Source organism: Nodularia chucula CCY0103 (genome assembly GCF_963923915.1).
Lineage (GTDB): Bacteria > Cyanobacteriota > Cyanobacteriia > Cyanobacteriales > Nostocaceae > Nodularia > Nodularia chucula.
The window spans coordinates 21,671-36,271 of the sequence record NZ_CAWUOL010000013.1; the positions used below are offsets into that span (position 1 = coordinate 21,671).

At 40.7% G+C, this 14,601-nt stretch carries 14 protein-coding genes; 1 reads left to right on the forward strand and 13 read right to left on the reverse strand.

The features are described 5' to 3' along the window. Nucleotides 1-42 precede the first annotated feature (42 nt). From ACM0OP_RS06165 to ACM0OP_RS06225, 13 genes are all read right to left on the reverse strand, one after another. Nucleotides 43-1,446, reverse strand: a complete 1,404-nt coding sequence (locus tag ACM0OP_RS06165; protein ID WP_414527517.1) for an HlyD family efflux transporter periplasmic adaptor subunit — start codon at nt 1,444-1,446, stop codon at nt 43-45. A 26-nt stretch (nt 1,447-1,472) separates the two neighbouring features. Further along, nucleotides 1,473-3,623, reverse strand: coding sequence for a peptidase domain-containing ABC transporter (locus ACM0OP_RS06170; RefSeq protein WP_414527518.1), 2,151 nt, complete (start codon nt 3,621-3,623; stop codon nt 1,473-1,475). A 302-nt stretch (nt 3,624-3,925) separates the two neighbouring features. Then, on the reverse strand, nt 3,926-4,261 hold the full coding sequence (locus tag ACM0OP_RS06175; protein ID WP_414527519.1) for a CTB family bacteriocin: 336 nt from the start codon (nt 4,259-4,261) through the stop codon (nt 3,926-3,928). 56 nt (nt 4,262-4,317) lie between these two features. After that, nucleotides 4,318-4,629 (reverse strand): CTB family bacteriocin, encoded by a 312-nt coding sequence (locus ACM0OP_RS06180; protein WP_414527520.1) that lies wholly within the window; start codon nt 4,627-4,629, stop codon nt 4,318-4,320. 620 nt (nt 4,630-5,249) lie between these two features. Beyond that, nucleotides 5,250-5,561, reverse strand: coding sequence for a hypothetical protein (locus ACM0OP_RS06185; RefSeq protein ID WP_414527521.1), 312 nt, complete (start codon nt 5,559-5,561; stop codon nt 5,250-5,252). Between the two features lie 126 nt (nt 5,562-5,687). Further along, nucleotides 5,688-5,990, reverse strand: a complete 303-nt coding sequence (locus ACM0OP_RS06190) for a hypothetical protein (protein ID WP_414527522.1) — start codon at nt 5,988-5,990, stop codon at nt 5,688-5,690. A 121-nt stretch (nt 5,991-6,111) separates the two neighbouring features. After that, nucleotides 6,112-6,405, reverse strand: a complete 294-nt coding sequence (locus tag ACM0OP_RS06195; RefSeq protein ID WP_414527523.1) for a CTB family bacteriocin — start codon at nt 6,403-6,405, stop codon at nt 6,112-6,114. Nucleotides 6,406-6,673: 268 nt separating this feature from the next. Then, the gene (locus ACM0OP_RS06200) at nt 6,674-7,078 is read right to left on the reverse strand and encodes an ExbD/TolR family protein (RefSeq protein WP_414527524.1); all 405 of its coding nucleotides are present in this window, start codon (nt 7,076-7,078) and stop codon (nt 6,674-6,676) included. Beyond that, a complete protein-coding gene (locus ACM0OP_RS06205; protein WP_414527525.1) occupies nt 7,062-7,715 on the reverse strand; it encodes a MotA/TolQ/ExbB proton channel family protein in 654 nt (217 codons plus the stop codon). The genes ACM0OP_RS06200 and ACM0OP_RS06205 overlap by 17 nt, the downstream gene beginning before the upstream one ends. 543 nt (nt 7,716-8,258) lie before the next feature. Then, nucleotides 8,259-9,440 carry a catalase family protein gene (locus tag ACM0OP_RS06210; RefSeq protein WP_414527526.1) on the reverse strand — a complete coding sequence of 394 codons (1,182 nt, stop codon included), beginning with the start codon at nt 9,438-9,440 and terminating at the stop codon, nt 8,259-8,261. Nucleotides 9,441-9,622: 182 nt separating this feature from the next. After that, nucleotides 9,623-11,251 (reverse strand): peroxidase family protein, encoded by a 1,629-nt coding sequence (locus tag ACM0OP_RS06215; RefSeq protein ID WP_414527527.1) that lies wholly within the window; start codon nt 11,249-11,251, stop codon nt 9,623-9,625. Nucleotides 11,252-11,330: 79 nt separating this feature from the next. Then, a complete protein-coding gene (locus ACM0OP_RS06220; protein WP_414527528.1) occupies nt 11,331-12,359 on the reverse strand; it encodes a DUF2235 domain-containing protein in 1,029 nt (342 codons plus the stop codon). A gap of 406 nt (nt 12,360-12,765) precedes the next feature. After that, entirely contained in the window at nt 12,766-13,581 is an 816-nt protein-coding gene (locus tag ACM0OP_RS06225; RefSeq protein WP_414527529.1) for a M15 family metallopeptidase, read from the reverse strand. A gap of 98 nt (nt 13,582-13,679) precedes the next feature. Between ACM0OP_RS06225 and ACM0OP_RS06230 the strand changes: the two genes are divergently transcribed. Then, nucleotides 13,680-14,597 carry an AEC family transporter gene (locus ACM0OP_RS06230; RefSeq protein WP_414527530.1) on the forward strand — a complete coding sequence of 306 codons (918 nt, stop codon included), beginning with the start codon at nt 13,680-13,682 and terminating at the stop codon, nt 14,595-14,597. The last annotated feature ends 4 nt before the right edge of the window (nt 14,598-14,601 follow it).

Genomic DNA, 14,601 nt, shown 5'->3' on the forward strand with positions numbered 1-14,601 from the left:
AGCTTTTTCAGCCACTCCCCACTCCCTACTCACTACTCCCTTTTATATATCAGTGATTAATCTTGCTCTTCTCAGGATAAATTGCATAGCTGTTTCTTCTCGTGAGATGATATCGGCTTTGGTATTCATCCCTGATTTGAGACGACATTGGCGATCGCCATGACCAAATGTTAGAGCTTGTGGTTGTACAGTAGCTTCAAAATAATTAGCTGGTAGAGTTGTCGCCCCTACTCCACCCATACCATTCCCCGGTGACATTACGTCTGGAGACACGTGATTAACTACGGCTCTAAGAGTGCCATAATCAGGATAGGGACAAGCATCCACCCGTAACAATACCTCTTGTCCTATTTCCACCTTTTTAATATCTGCTGCGGGAATCATCGCCTTAATCACCAGAGGTGCGTTTTGCGGCACAATTTCCGCCACAGGTTCACTAGCCCGCACAACTTGGCCAGGGTTGCGTAAATTCAGCTTCAGAATCACACCGTCACTGGTAGCACGAATAATATTACCTTGCTGCAAGTTTACTAATTGTTGTAGTTCTTGTCGCAATTGGTAGAGTTGATTTTGCATATCAACCCGCCGTTGAATTAAACCTTGTTTTTCTTTATTTAAGGTTGCGATCGTCGCTTCACCCCTAGCAGTTTCTTGAGAAATGCGGATTTGAGCAATTTCCACTATTGCCTGAGAAGGATTAAGGGCTGCTTGAGCCAAATTAAGTTTACTCTTAGTAATATTTACTGCTTCTTCGGCTGCTACCAAATTTGATGTAGCTTGATCCACTAAAAGAGCTTTCTCCTTATACTGATCTTTACTAACCACCCCATTTTCTGACAATTCCCGGTAGCTCTCACTTCCTGTTTCCGCGTGTTCTAACACAGAACGTGCTGTTTGTAAATCTGCTTGTGTTCTCCGCAACTCTGCCTCTGCTACTTTTAATTCATTCACAGTGGCAATTCCCCGGTCTTGATAATCTCTTTCGTTGCGCGCTAAATCTGTTTGAGCCGCATTAACTGTCTGCTCAATAACTCTTCTTTCTGCCAATACCTGATTATCTAAAGACTCTATTTGAGCATTAATTTGAATTAACTGTAAACTGGTTTGTTGAATACTTCCTTGTAATTGGCTTTGTCTAATTTGTAGTTCCTGGGAGTCCAGGATAGCAATGATATCGCCTTGTTTTACAACCTGATTTTCTTGCACTAAGATTTGTTCAATCGTCCCATCTTTGGGTGGCTGGACAACTCGTACCTCTCCTTCTGGTCGCACAGTGGCGAAAGTTTTCACCGTCACATCATATTTCACCAAAGAAGCTACGGCGATCGCAGAAACCACAGTCCCCATCAGCGCCACACCTGCTAAAGAAGTCCAGATACTAACTGAAGGCAGAAAATCCTCAGTTTTTACTGGAGGTAGAAGTTTTTCGTTGTGAGTGTATAGCATATTCTTCTTAAGAAACTAGTACTAAATTAATCAGTAAAAAATTCTAAATGTTGCCCTGTCGTTTTATGAAAATCTTTTACAGTACCTTGCTGCTTTAATTTACCATCTTCTAACATCACAACCCAATCAGCCCTATTCATAACTTTAGGACGATGAGTAATTAAAATAGTCGTTTTTCCCCGACGGTGTTGAAATAATTGATCTAAGACTTGAGCCTCACTCACCGGGTCTAATCCACCTGTAGACTCATCTAAAATCAAAATTGGCGGATCTGTGACTATAGCCCTTGCTATAGCTAACCTTTGGCGCTGTCCACCAGAAATATTTGCCCCAAACTCACCTAAAATACTTTGATATTTATCAGGGAGTTTGACAATAAATTCATCAGCCTCCGCTATCTTACAAGCTCTCACAATATCCTCAAAAGAAGCTTGGGGAGCGCCTAATCGGAAGTTTTCCACTATAGAACGACTCCAAAAATGTGCATCTTGAGGCACAAGTATTACCTGTTTTCTCAGACATTCCAACGAAAGGTCTTGGATATTAAACAACCCTATCTGGATATTACCAGACTTGATGGGGTATAGTCCCGCTAACAATTTTGCTATAGTGCTTTTACCACAACCGGATCTACCAATAATGGCAGTTACTTTCCCTCCAGGAATAGTTAAAGAAAAATCTTGTAACAGTTCTAGCCTCCCAGAATAGTGAAAACTCACATCGCTACAGACAATATCAGTATCACCAGGAATCATCGCAAAAGGCTTTTTACCATCGTTTTCAACTTCCGCCGTAGCGTCTATCACTTCTGTGAGACGTTCAGTTGCAGTTTTCACCAGAGTAAATTGCTGCACAAAACCAATAATCATCGCAATTAATCCCACAAAATTCCCATTCATAGCGTTGAATGCGAATAATTGCCCAATGCTGAGATTTTCTGCCGGATCAATTACTAAATAGCCACCAAACCAAAGTAAAATTACACCACCAACACTAGAAATAAACCCAGAAAAATTACCATTAATAATCCCAATTTGCATTGTCCGAAATGCCAAATTGCTCAAAGACCCAAATTCCCCCTGCAACTCATCTTTGAATTGTTGACCAGAACTTGTGGTTTTCAGAGTAAGCGCGCCTTTAAAAGTTTCTACTAACAGCCCCTGAGCTTCCGCATATTTAACTAAAAATTCCCGGTTCTTTTGCTGTAAAGTCGGGAGAAAAACTATTGTAGATAAAGTCATTACCACAGCAACAATTGCTGCTAATATAGTTAATTTCCAGCTATAGAAAATCATCAATCCCAGAGAAATCACCGCAATAAAGAAGCGGCTCGGTAAGGCCACAACTACTTGAGATATTAATTGATTAATTTGGTCAATATCTCGTAGCCTACTGACAATTTCTCCACTCCTTCTCGCTTCATAATAAGAAAGAGGTAATTGCAAAATTTGTCGCCCAAAATCCAGCACTAACCCTAATTTTAGGCGTTGGGCAAAATGGGCAATTAAATTAGACTGTACAAAAGAAAGACTAGTAGAAACTAGATTCATAACCACTACAGCCATTACCACTGTAGTCAGTAAATCTAAATCCCCCCTTACTAGCACATCATCAGTGAGGATTTGCAATAAAAACGGAGAAGCCAAAGACAGTACACCCAACATCAAATTCAGGGGTAAAGCTTGGGCGAGTATAGCCCGATAAATCCACACCCGTTTGAAAAACCGGAAAAATCCGCCAACTTCGTCATCTTTTTGGGCAAAAAATCTGATCGGGTCTGGCTCTAGTAATAGCATTAACCAATCTGTCCAACCCTTGACTAAATCTTGGGTAGACAGATAACGCATTCCCACAGCCGGGTCTGCAACCAGAAACTTTTTCCCTTTTTTACCATATAAAACCACCCAGTGATTGCCTTTCCAGTGAATAATTGCCGGTAAAGGTGCTTCATCTAAGCGGTTAAGTAACTCTGGTGAAGTCGTCACAGGTTTAGCAGTGAAACCTAGTGTTTCTGCACCTCGCCGTAGTCCTAACAAAGTTGTCCCGCGTTGTCCCGTTCCTACAACTTCGCGGATGTGGCTAAGGGTAAAATTGCGCCCGTGATGTTTAGAAACTGCGGCCAGACAAGCAGCACCACAATCTTCTTCACTATGCTGTCTAACACATTGGTATTTCATACGCAGCTAACCATGAAATTTTCCCAGAAATAGCTACCTGATTCTAATCCTATTTCCGGTAATTCTTTCAATAGAGTAATCCAGAGTTTTGTAATTGTGAGTGGTTCGGCAATATTTTCAACTACCTCTACCTATAAAAAATAGCCAGCTATATTATGGGTAGTCAATTAAGACCAGATAATTATCGCTAATTATGCTACCCAAAAACAAATAGCTGACCATTTCTCAACTTTTCAAATTCACGTTGACTTTAGTGAATGATTTTTTAGCTGCAAAACAGATATTTAATCTAATTTGCTTCCCTATGGAACTATGGGACCAGGCCCAGGACCAGGGGGAGTAGGAATGATTGGAATGACTGGATCAGTTGGACCAATGGGAGGTAGCACAATGGGTCCGTTTGCGGAACCAAAGATACTTATGTTTAACCCAGCTGAAAAAAGCGCTTCAAATCCAGCAACGCCGCTCGCTGTGCTACCACCAGGACCTGAAGTAGTATCACCAGCAGCTATACCACTTGCTGCATTGAATATAGAACCATTTAAGGTCGCACCAAAATTCTGGAATTGAGATAAAAAGCCACCACTTACGGCTTCTTGCTGCTCGTCAGAGACTTCGGTAAACAATTGGTCAGACATGATATTAATTTCTTCGTACAAACGATATTTACCAGAGTTGTCGATGTTTTCTTAACTTATGCTGCTGGTGTTTGTTCTTGACCAAAGTTGAAGAATCTGCTGAAGTCGAATGAGAACTGAGTGCCAGATGGGTTAACTAAAGTAACGTTACCAGTTTCACCAGTGGTGTCAACTACTGCAGAACCACCTTCACTAGCTGTGCCGCTACCTTCTGGAGTAGATTGGGAAAGAGTAGCAGTAGCTAGTTGTAATCCTTTGAAGTTAGTGAAAGATCTGTTTAAACCAATTCCACTTAGAATAGTTGTAACACCGCCGGTTACTGTTTCTTGTTGTGCAACGGATACTTCGGTAAACAATTCGTTTGTCATGATTTTTCTCACTTGTTCTCAGGAATTTTATTGTTTGGTTTGAGACTCTTCTTACTCAAAGTAAGGAGATTTACAACTTTTCCCTTAGGGATGTTGTTATCTTCTTTTATCAAGTTCCCAGGCTCACTCAGTTGATGCAATTCAGCTAAGTGATATTTCCTCACATCTCGTTATTTCGAGGTTTGGGCGTATACTTTCCGAGGCTATCTCGGTAGGTTTTTAAGTCTTGTACTGACCTAAACACCACAATTATTCACTAGAAGCAAATAATATTTCCATCAAGGTCTTATTGCTACAGTGTGATAATTTTTTATGCGGTGTTTGCTGCCTTTAGTTTCTTTGGGCTTTCCCATTGGAAAGGCTTTTTGTAACTTTTACAGATTACTAATTTCTGCTTACTTTATAACTAATACTGCACAGTTAGACTATTTAATTTCTAACAAAATACAGACTAGCAAGGGGAGCGAGAAATTTGGTTTTACCCATCTGTAATGATACCATACACAACAGCATTTTTTAATGCTTTACTCGGCTTCTTTTGAGAAGATAGGGTTTCAGACTTTAACAAAGTTGACAGTATTTAGCAATCAACTCATTACTGATTAACTCTATGTTGTCAACTAACCATTACTACCATTACCACCATTACCACCATTACCATTGCTATTGTTGCTTAAGAAGGAAAATGGTTGGATGATGTTGAAGGTTCTACCTGATGTCACAACAGTGAAATCTATTGTTTGGCTGTCTGTTGTACTTTCACCAGTGGGAAGAGTTCTAGTTTGAACTCTTGTACCGGTTTCAGCTGCGGCAAAACTAGTTTCACCGAAATTTATGGATGCTCCAGAAGCAAAAGGGAATGAGTTTAAGAAGCCACCAGATATGGTTTCTTGTTGTTCAATAGGAACTTCGGTAAACAATTCGTGAGACATGGTTTTTGTAGCTTATGTTTTCAGGATTTTTATTCCCTGAGAAGATATTGTATCAGAGTTGGCCGATTTATTACCAACCAACTCAGGATTTCTTACTGTGACTAAATGACCTTCTATAGATCAGGATTAGACGAACAAACCACTGAAGAGGCCGCGGATGGAATTAAAACCTCTGGGAGATGGTGAGATTGATTCACTTGTCAAAACAACGCCGCTAACAGCATCTGTTTCAAATTCATCAGCATCTGTGAAACTTGCTGTTTCCACTGTAGGGCTGCCACCAAGAGGATCAGGAGTAACTAAAGTAGCATTACCTGTGATGTCTGTAAATCCTATAACACGTGAGCCACCCAAATTAAACGTGAAACGTCCACCAGATACGGTTTCTTGTTGAGCAACGGATACTTCAGTAAACAATTTGTTGGACATGGTTTTTGTAAGTTACTTAATTTTTGGGAGTTTAGTTTCGGCTTTTCAGCAATCTTGAAGCTATTTGGTAGTAATTAATTACCAATAAATTGATTGTTTGTGATCAATTTCGGGCTTTTTACTATAGTCCTAGTAAACCAGCCAATAAAGCTTGAATACCTGCGGGGAGAGAGGTAAAGTCTGGGTCTGGTGTTGAGGAAACGATGTTACCAGTGGTAGCGTCTGCTTCAATTCCAGAGCTGTCTGTTTGATTCTGTGTTTCTGCTGTACCATCGGGCAGAACAGAGGTGAAGCTGGCTGATGTGTCTCTAGCTCTGAAAAGGAATGAACCACCGATGTTAACGGTCAAGCGTCTGCCACCAGATACGGTTTCTTGTTGTGCAGAGGATACTTCGGTAAACAATTCGTTAGACATTGCTTTTGTTATTTATTGCTAAAATGAATATTCCCCAGTATTTGGTAGCCTTTTTGACTAATCCAATTCCGGTTCGATATTATAATAACCGCCTCGATTCCAGAAGTCAACTAATATTTTTAACCAGCTTGATTACTTGAAACTACATACACGCATTACACTTTTCGGTAATCTAGGGCGAAAATGCCTCAATATGGTTAGGTGAATAATGGCAGGAAATATTAGTGCTACTTCTGTTCATCTAGGGGAATCACGCACAATGGGTGATTTAGGGTTTCTGGGTGGATATGGCTAATTTAGCTCCTTTTACCTGACGGACTTGATCCATGATTGCGACTACTTGACCATGACCAACTTTTTCATCGGCATTGATGATCACTAAGGCTTCTGATTCCGAACCCATAATACTACCTATTTGATCCACTAAGGAATTAATGTTACTGGGTTGACGATTTACGCTAATGATGCCTTTTTCATCTACTGTGATCGTAATTCTCGTGGTTATTTGCTGTGCTGTGGCTGTGCTGGCTGTGGGCAAATTTACAGGTAGACCTTCTGACCTGGTTAAAAACAGAGTAGACATGATAAAGAAGGTTAAAATCGCAAATATCACGTCAATCATCGGTAAGATGTTGATTTGTGCTGGTAAATCTGATTCATCTGGTAGGCGCATAGTCTTTCTCTCCTCTTTCGTAGCGTCGGCGGTAAAGTAGTTCTAATTGTCCTCCATATTCTTGAATCAAGGCTATTTGACGCATATATAACCCCCGAAAGGAGTTGGCAAATAACAGTGTAAATATGGCGACTACTAAGCCTGTGGCGGTGGAAACTAAGGCTTCGCTAATACCTGCTGTGACATCTGCGGTTTTTGTACCTCCTACGTCGCCTATGTTTAAGGATGCAAAGGATGCAATTAGTCCTAAGACTGTACCCAATAGTCCTAATAATGGTGCTAAACCAATAATTGTTTCAAAAATATTTTGAAACCGTTTGAGTAAGGGTATCTCTGCTTGGGCTTCGCTTTCTAGGGCTAACCGAAATTCTTCGGGGTTGGGTTCTTCTAATTCTAGGGGTGCAAGAAAAATCCTGGCTAAGGGTAAATCTGCGTTTTTCTTCAGTTTATCCATTGCACCAACTACGTTATTTAGCCGATAAAGTTTTAACACGTCTCTAATTACGCTGGTTTGACGGTTATTGATTCTCACCCAAAACCGGATACGTTCAATAGTCAGCGCTACTGCTAAGACAGAAAAACCGAATAGCGGCCACATGACGATACCGCCTGCGTTAAACAAATTATTAATTCCCATCTAATGCCTCTTTGCAAATTAATGATATTCAGATGAGTAGAATATTCAGATAAATTGATACTCTTTGTCAAGAGAGTATCAATTTATTAAAAATAATATTCAATTATACCAATGAATTTACTCACATCTTGCACCTAGCCCTGGCGATTAAAATATTGCTAACGCAACGCCAAGGGCGAACGCGGCTATACAAACAAAGTCCGCCTGCGCGGACTAACATAAAATTAAGGTTTTCAACCCGCGTAGGTGGTCAATGAGCTTCTCGAAGTGCTGGTTTCGCCTGTGTAGCCGTGACTGACCGTCGCCTGGTGCAAGATATGTGTTTACGACTTTGTAATCAGATGTCAGCCAAATTAACCATAATGAAAATTTTTAGCCGGTGATGAAGTCAGGGGTAAAGTCCTGACTAGGTGCAAACATTTTTGTTGAGTTTGATTTACTGGATACCATGTGAAATGATTTGTTTTCTGTTAGCCTAATCTAGAATTATTTGCTATTGGTTAGATAACAAGAAAGAAATTTTAGAATTTAGGGGGTCAAAAATTAGATAGTTGGTTCTTGGTATTTGATACCTCTTTTTTTATGCCGGTATTCAGCAACGATAGGATAAACTACGCCGCGTAACCGATTGATTGCGCCGATAGGACGATGGACTGCTAGACCATTCCAAGGAGAAAGGCGGAGATTTTCGCCAAAGTCATCTTCTTGGGGAGAGTGAACGTTCTGATGCTTAACTGTCAGACGACCAACTGTAAAGAAGGGTGATTCTTCTTCATTCCAGGGAATGGTAGTATCATCGATGGACATCTCTGGGCTAGTTTGAAATTGAATTTGAAAGTCCCAGGTGTATTCAGCATCAGGGTTTGCTAGAGCTTGGATGATATCTTCCCGGTAGTAGTTGTCTTCTGAACGTGATGCTTTGGCACGCTTAAGTTCAGTTTGTGGCCTTTCTTGGAATGGTATGGGTTGATGAGGTGGTTGACTGGAAACCGGAGTAAATGCATATTTAATCACAGCCGGATATTCTACTGGCTCTACACTGGTTTTGGTGGGATCAAAATCGGGTTTAAGTCCGAGGGAATAGGCTGAAGCGCTCCAATAGCGTTCTGTGAGCAAATGTTTGGGAACCCGTTTGAAACCATTTCTTAAATATGAAAATTCATTGGGATGCAAGAGTAGCCAGATAAGCGGGTATAGCTTCAGAAGGGGAGACAGTCCAGAGCGATAAACCGCCAGAAAAAAGCTGTAAAAGTCTTTAATGGTTTTCACAAAAAAGTATTCAACATTGTGGACAATAATATCCTGGGTTTTTAACTCGTGACTTTCTGTTAGTCTTTCTCCTTCTACTCCGATGATTTTGACAGCCATCGATCGCGTATCTGGTTCATAATCATTTTTAATTGAAAAGGCACCGTTAGCAAATCTTAACCACACGGGATATTGTTTTGCTTGAGCAAATAAACCTTGTTTTAGAGAAATTGTAGCAAGTTGATCTGCTGTTAATGAGGTGCGATCGCTCAACTCTTGTTTAATCACTGCTTCATCAAAGTCAAATATTTCTAGGGTTCCTTGAACAGCAGCGTGGGTTTTAGTATGAGTATCTCTCTTAGCGGGTTCTTTTGTGCGATCGCCGTAAAGATTTTCCATGCGCTTTGTCGCTAGTTCACTCATGAGACTAGAATATTTAAATTCGTCTTTTTCTGGATATTCGGTAAATAGTTTCATGTTTTTTGTTAATTCCAAGTAACGCTAATTCAATTCAATAGAACCTCACCTCTAGCCCCTCCCCGCAAGTGAGGAGGGAAGATTTACAGTGAAATTTGGTTTTTGGGGCTGAAAATTCTTTCTTGTTCCCCCCTTGGTAAAAATGTCATACAAATTACCGCTAACAACTTATCAAAGAAGTTTTAAAGGTCAAAGGTAACTTTGTATTTTCTGTCTGAGTCCGGAACGTTGCGATTGACTAAATCGGAGACTGTGTTGGTACTTTGAATAATTTCCCAACCCACAGGAGAAAAAGTCTCTTTATTGAAGATATTGGGTGATAGTAAAGGATTAGTTAGGGCTTGAGAAAAGGCATCAATCCCAATTAAGCGTGCGACTAGGGGAGGAATAGTGGAATTTTCTCGCACATCTTCGGCGTAAAGTCCGACAAAAAATTCAATTTTATCAACATGACCATATAATTCTTTAAGTTTTTGTTGCGTAAATTCATCGCCAGTAATTTGCTCAAACTTTGTAACTCTAGGGAAGCCACACATTTCTCGATAGTCGTTGTAGCTGGCTAATTGCAGTTGTCGTCCCAGTTTAATTGAGGGTAACTCTGTTAATTCAACTAATATATCAGGAGTGTTGAATAGACCAATTCTTGTTCCTGGTTGAGAACAAGTTTCTTCCATTAATGCACCTAAACCCTGGTCAATAAACATTTTATTATTCCAGAGAGATGTGGCAATATGAGTTGGTTGACCTTTATAGGTAAAAGTTTCGGGAATCGCACTATGCCAGCGATAAACAAAATCAAATTCAATGGCCATATAATTGGTACGATACCAACTTTCTTTGGTGAAAGATTCCGGGTCGGCAAATAATTTAAAGTGATAGGGAGTAATATGGTTAATGTATTCTGCCATGATGATTTTCAGAATCATCGCCATGAGAATATTTCTCGATGTTTGGAAGAGGCGTTCATCATCCCAATCTGGATAATTGCTAGCTAATTGATCGCAAAGGCGATTATGTTCGCGCAGACAGAGAGTATTGAGCATGACATAGCCAATTTGCACATTTGCTCGTTCTACTCCCATCGCAAACAGGTATTGTTTTTTCTCTGGGGGCTGTCTTTTTTCATCATTAATGGGTTCATAGAGACCTACAAATTGCGGGTCTACTTGACCTTGCTCTGCATCAGTATAATAAAACAAGGGATATTCTTCTTCTACACCATCTTCGCGCTGGAGTTTTTGACTTTTGAATTTACCTCCTTGGAAGGTTCTTAAAAGATGTGTTTGTTTTCTGGTTAAACCATAAACATTACACAAATCTATTTCATGATTGGATGTATTTTTTAATTTATTGTGGTGATCTAGACGAAGGAAACTATCTGTAAACCACTGCACCCAATAGGGAAACAACATGGTTGATTTGCTAGAGTAGATGGTTTTACCGTCTTTTTTGCGGAATAAAATAGCTAGGTCTTCAACTTTGGGGAGATTAGCTTCAGCGTTTAATTTGGGATCGGGTGGCAGATGTCTTCCGGTATAGGTGCGATCGTTGAGGGATTCCCAGGAAGTATAAGTATCAGTTTTTTTGGGGATTTGAGTGTCAGGAATATACTCATCTAAGGTCATCATACTATAGGGATTAGGACGCGTAGGAATTTTATAGATGAGACTGTTAATCAGAGTTTTATTAACTTTACGGGCAATGGATTTGTTGCTTTGAAGAAGTTGCCAAATACCTTTGAAGTTTGTTAATACTAATGTTTGCAGTTTGTTATTTAAACCGTCTTTGGATGTGTCTCTTTTTCCAGTCATAATTATTTTTACCTGTTTTTAAATTATTTATGTGATGCATGGAAAATTTATGCGCTGTGAGTATCCCCATTTAAGCAGGTTAAATCAATTGAGGGATAATATTTTGTAAGTTTTTGGGACGGTAGTCTGGGCGACTTTTTAAACGGTTTATGGTGCTTTGATGCAGGTCTGCGATATCACTAATTTCACGCAACTTGATTCCTGCAAGTTTGAAGAAGCCAGGATTATTTTTAAAGTCAGATTGATAATTGGGGTTAATACCTGTGGGGATTTGAGTTGTATCAAATTCCAGCCCTAATTGCATTTCACTGATGGAGTCAATCATCCACTGTAAGGCGATATCTGATAACCCTATATGTTCTGGGGTTCCGCCACCAACGCAGTCATGTCCACCGGGGAACCACTTTTGAATTACCCTTTGGTTTTCTTCTTCGGCTTCAGGATGCTTGTTCATGGGGGTGACATCAAAAATTTTGCGGATTTCATCGACCGCTATGGCGTGCAAGGCATTTTGCACGTATTTGTTGACAGTAGTGTCGTGGAATCTGTAGCGGTTATTTAGCTGCTGCTTGAACTGGTTTAATAAGGGTATTCCCAGTTGAGGAATCCCCAGAGCGCCTACGGTGTCAAAACAACCGAGTAAAGTGATGCGGACCTCACCGCTAACGCGATCGCTAAATTTTTTACGGTATGCGATCGCTTCTGCATCTCCGGGTTTCACATCCCGGTTACGGTAAAGCTCATAGGCTTCATGTGCCTGAGTGATATTACTGCGGTTGAGCAAACCGGAGCAATAGATCATTCCCGCTAGACTTCTAACTGTGTAAGCACCGCGACTAAAACCGAACAGATAAATTTGATCACCAGGAGTATAATTGAGACTCAGAAATCTATAGCCATCTTCTATATTTTTATCGATTCCGGCTCCGGTAACTCCCCCTAAAATTTTTTGATGGTCGGTGCCAATGCCAGCATCGTAAAATACGATCTGTGGAATCCGATCATGGGCGAGGGGTTTTACAGATTGAGCTAACTTAACTACGTTGGTTGGACAAGGAACGGCTAAATTTTGCCAAGTTCCATCACAGCAAACCACAAGACGTTTCATGCTCTTTCCAATTCTTTGAGTAATTTAGATCAACCACAATGAGATTCCGTTACCAACAATCAAGGAGCAAACAGGAAGCTATTTGCCTAACTGTTGACGTAATCCGATTCAAATAGTTGGTAGATGACAGGAATTTTGGCTCAAATGTAAGTGTTGATTAGCGTTTGTCAGCTTTAGATAGCAAAACTCTAACTAGCTACTAACCCCAGAATTTTATACACGGGTTATTTACGCATCACTACTCGTTTGTTTGCGGTATATCCGCATTAAAGATCCGCATTAAAGATATTATATTGCATAACTGGAAAGCATACACGAGATTTTTCAATACTTTTCTCATGAATGCTTCTGAATACAAGCCGATTCGGATGATTAAATACACCACTAGAGGCTATGGTGATTTAGCTTATGGTTGTGTGGTGTTTAAATTTCTAGCTTTGTAAAATAATTCCAAACTATGGCGATCGCCGACAAAACGCCAGTGCCAAGGTTCATAACTCACACCTTGAGGATTATTCTCAGGAAAGGACATTTCAAAGCCAAAACGCGCCGCATTTCCTTCTAACCACTGAAAAGCACTGGTATTTTCAAAGTTGGTTTGCAGATTAGTGGCTGGTACTCTACCATCACCAATATCTATGGCATAGCCTGTATGATGTTCACTATGTCCAGGGGGCGCACTCACAGATGCTCTTTGGGCTGGGGTTTGATTCCGTTTAGCACCCACATCAAAAAATAGCTGTTCCTGCTCTGCTACGGAACGAAAACCAGAAATTGGCACTAAAATTATCCCATCAGTTCGGGCTGCTTCCGTCATAGACTGATACCTTTCGGCGGCTACTTGTCGCAGTCTAATTCGCCCATCGGCGCTAATTGCTAATAGTTCTGACTCTGGGGCTTCTGGGTATGTTAAATGACCCAACAGCGCATCAACATTATTATTGGGGCTATTGACAGAATTATCCGGTTGTGTGCCTGTGGGACTTGTACCATTAAATGTAGCTTGAGGCTCAACTTTGTTTCTGGGCGAGATCACAAAGAACCAAAAACTAGCCATTAAACCCAGCAGAATTAACCCTCCAACTCCTGTGATCAGTAAAATTAGAGTTGGCGAAGGTCGCTGAGGTGGTACTTCAAGGCTATCGCGTAAAGCCACTGGAATATCTTGATTAGAGTCACCTGATAAGTTATGCGGTTGTCCAGAAAACCGGGGTTTATTCAAGGATCAACTCCTGCTTTTGTGCAATATTCATCAAAGATTGTAGACTGGACGGTGATTATCTGCGGTAGTATTCACATCTATTCTTCCTTGACACAATCTTGGTTAACCTTCTAGAACTATACGTCAAACTGGTGGGATTAGTCCTAGTGGGCTTTATTCTGGGACGCAAACTACCTAACTCAGTTCCTACCCGTGTGGGTCAAGGGCTATTTTGGGTAGGAGTACCCATAAGTATAGTAGCTTTTTTACGTCAAGCTGATTTATCGGGACAGATTTGGATTGCCCCGGCGATCGCCTACTTAGCCATTTTACTAGGGGCATTTTTGGCTTGGTGGGCAATGAAAGGCCAAGCCTATTTCACTAAAACCACTCAACAGAAAACAACTCAAGGTAGTTTGCTCCTGGCGGCAATGGTGGGTAACACTGGTAATCTTGGTTATCCCATCACCCTCGCTTTAGTTGGACAAGAATACTTTGCCTGGGCTTTATTTTACGACATGTTGGGAACACTATTTGGGGCTTATGGCTTCGGAATAGTTTTAGCATCTCATTTCGGGGGGAATATCAGAAATTATGGGCAAATTACCAAATCCCTGTTGATCAATCCTGCTTTGTGGAGTTTCGGGTTTGGCTTGCTATTTCGAGATGTCCCCCTACCTCAGTTCTGGGAATCTAGCTTACAAACATTAGCTTGGATTGTGGTGGCTTTAACTCTAGGATTAATTGGAATGCGACTTTCCGGGCTGGATTCTTGGCACAGGCTACCACAGGCAGGAATCAGCTTAACAATTAAAATGTTCATTGTTCCCTTAGTTATCGGTAGTTTATTACCCCTAATAGGGGTAACTGGAGAACCGGCACTAGTCATCGTCCTGCAAATGTCTATGCCGCCAGCATTTGCCACACTGGTAATTGCCGAAACATTTAATCTTGACCGTGACTTGGCTGTTACCTCCTTAGCTGTGGGGTCTATAGTATTATTAATCACTCTACCCCTGTGGCTGTGGCTATTTTAATTCA

Coding starts and splice junctions, on each gene's coding strand:
- ACM0OP_RS06210 (WP_414527526.1), bottom strand. CDS start 9,440: ATGAAACTATTTACCGAATATCCAGAAAAAGACGAATTTAAATATTCT.
- ACM0OP_RS06215 (WP_414527527.1), bottom strand. CDS start 11,251: ATGACTGGAAAAAGAGACACATCCAAAGACGGTTTAAATAACAAACTG.
- ACM0OP_RS06180 (WP_414527520.1), bottom strand. CDS start 4,629: ATGACAAACGAATTGTTTACCGAAGTATCCGTTGCACAACAAGAAACA.
- ACM0OP_RS06190 (WP_414527522.1), bottom strand. CDS start 5,990: ATGTCCAACAAATTGTTTACTGAAGTATCCGTTGCTCAACAAGAAACC.
- ACM0OP_RS06175 (WP_414527519.1), bottom strand. CDS start 4,261: ATGTCTGACCAATTGTTTACCGAAGTCTCTGACGAGCAGCAAGAAGCC.
- ACM0OP_RS06205 (WP_414527525.1), bottom strand. CDS start 7,715: ATGGGAATTAATAATTTGTTTAACGCAGGCGGTATCGTCATGTGGCCG.
- ACM0OP_RS06200 (WP_414527524.1), bottom strand. CDS start 7,078: ATGCGCCTACCAGATGAATCAGATTTACCAGCACAAATCAACATCTTA.
- ACM0OP_RS06195 (WP_414527523.1), bottom strand. CDS start 6,405: ATGTCTAACGAATTGTTTACCGAAGTATCCTCTGCACAACAAGAAACC.
- ACM0OP_RS06170 (WP_414527518.1), bottom strand. CDS start 3,623: ATGAAATACCAATGTGTTAGACAGCATAGTGAAGAAGATTGTGGTGCT.
- ACM0OP_RS06185 (WP_414527521.1), bottom strand. CDS start 5,561: ATGTCTCACGAATTGTTTACCGAAGTTCCTATTGAACAACAAGAAACC.
- ACM0OP_RS06165 (WP_414527517.1), bottom strand. CDS start 1,446: ATGCTATACACTCACAACGAAAAACTTCTACCTCCAGTAAAAACTGAG.
- ACM0OP_RS06220 (WP_414527528.1), bottom strand. CDS start 12,359: ATGAAACGTCTTGTGGTTTGCTGTGATGGAACTTGGCAAAATTTAGCC.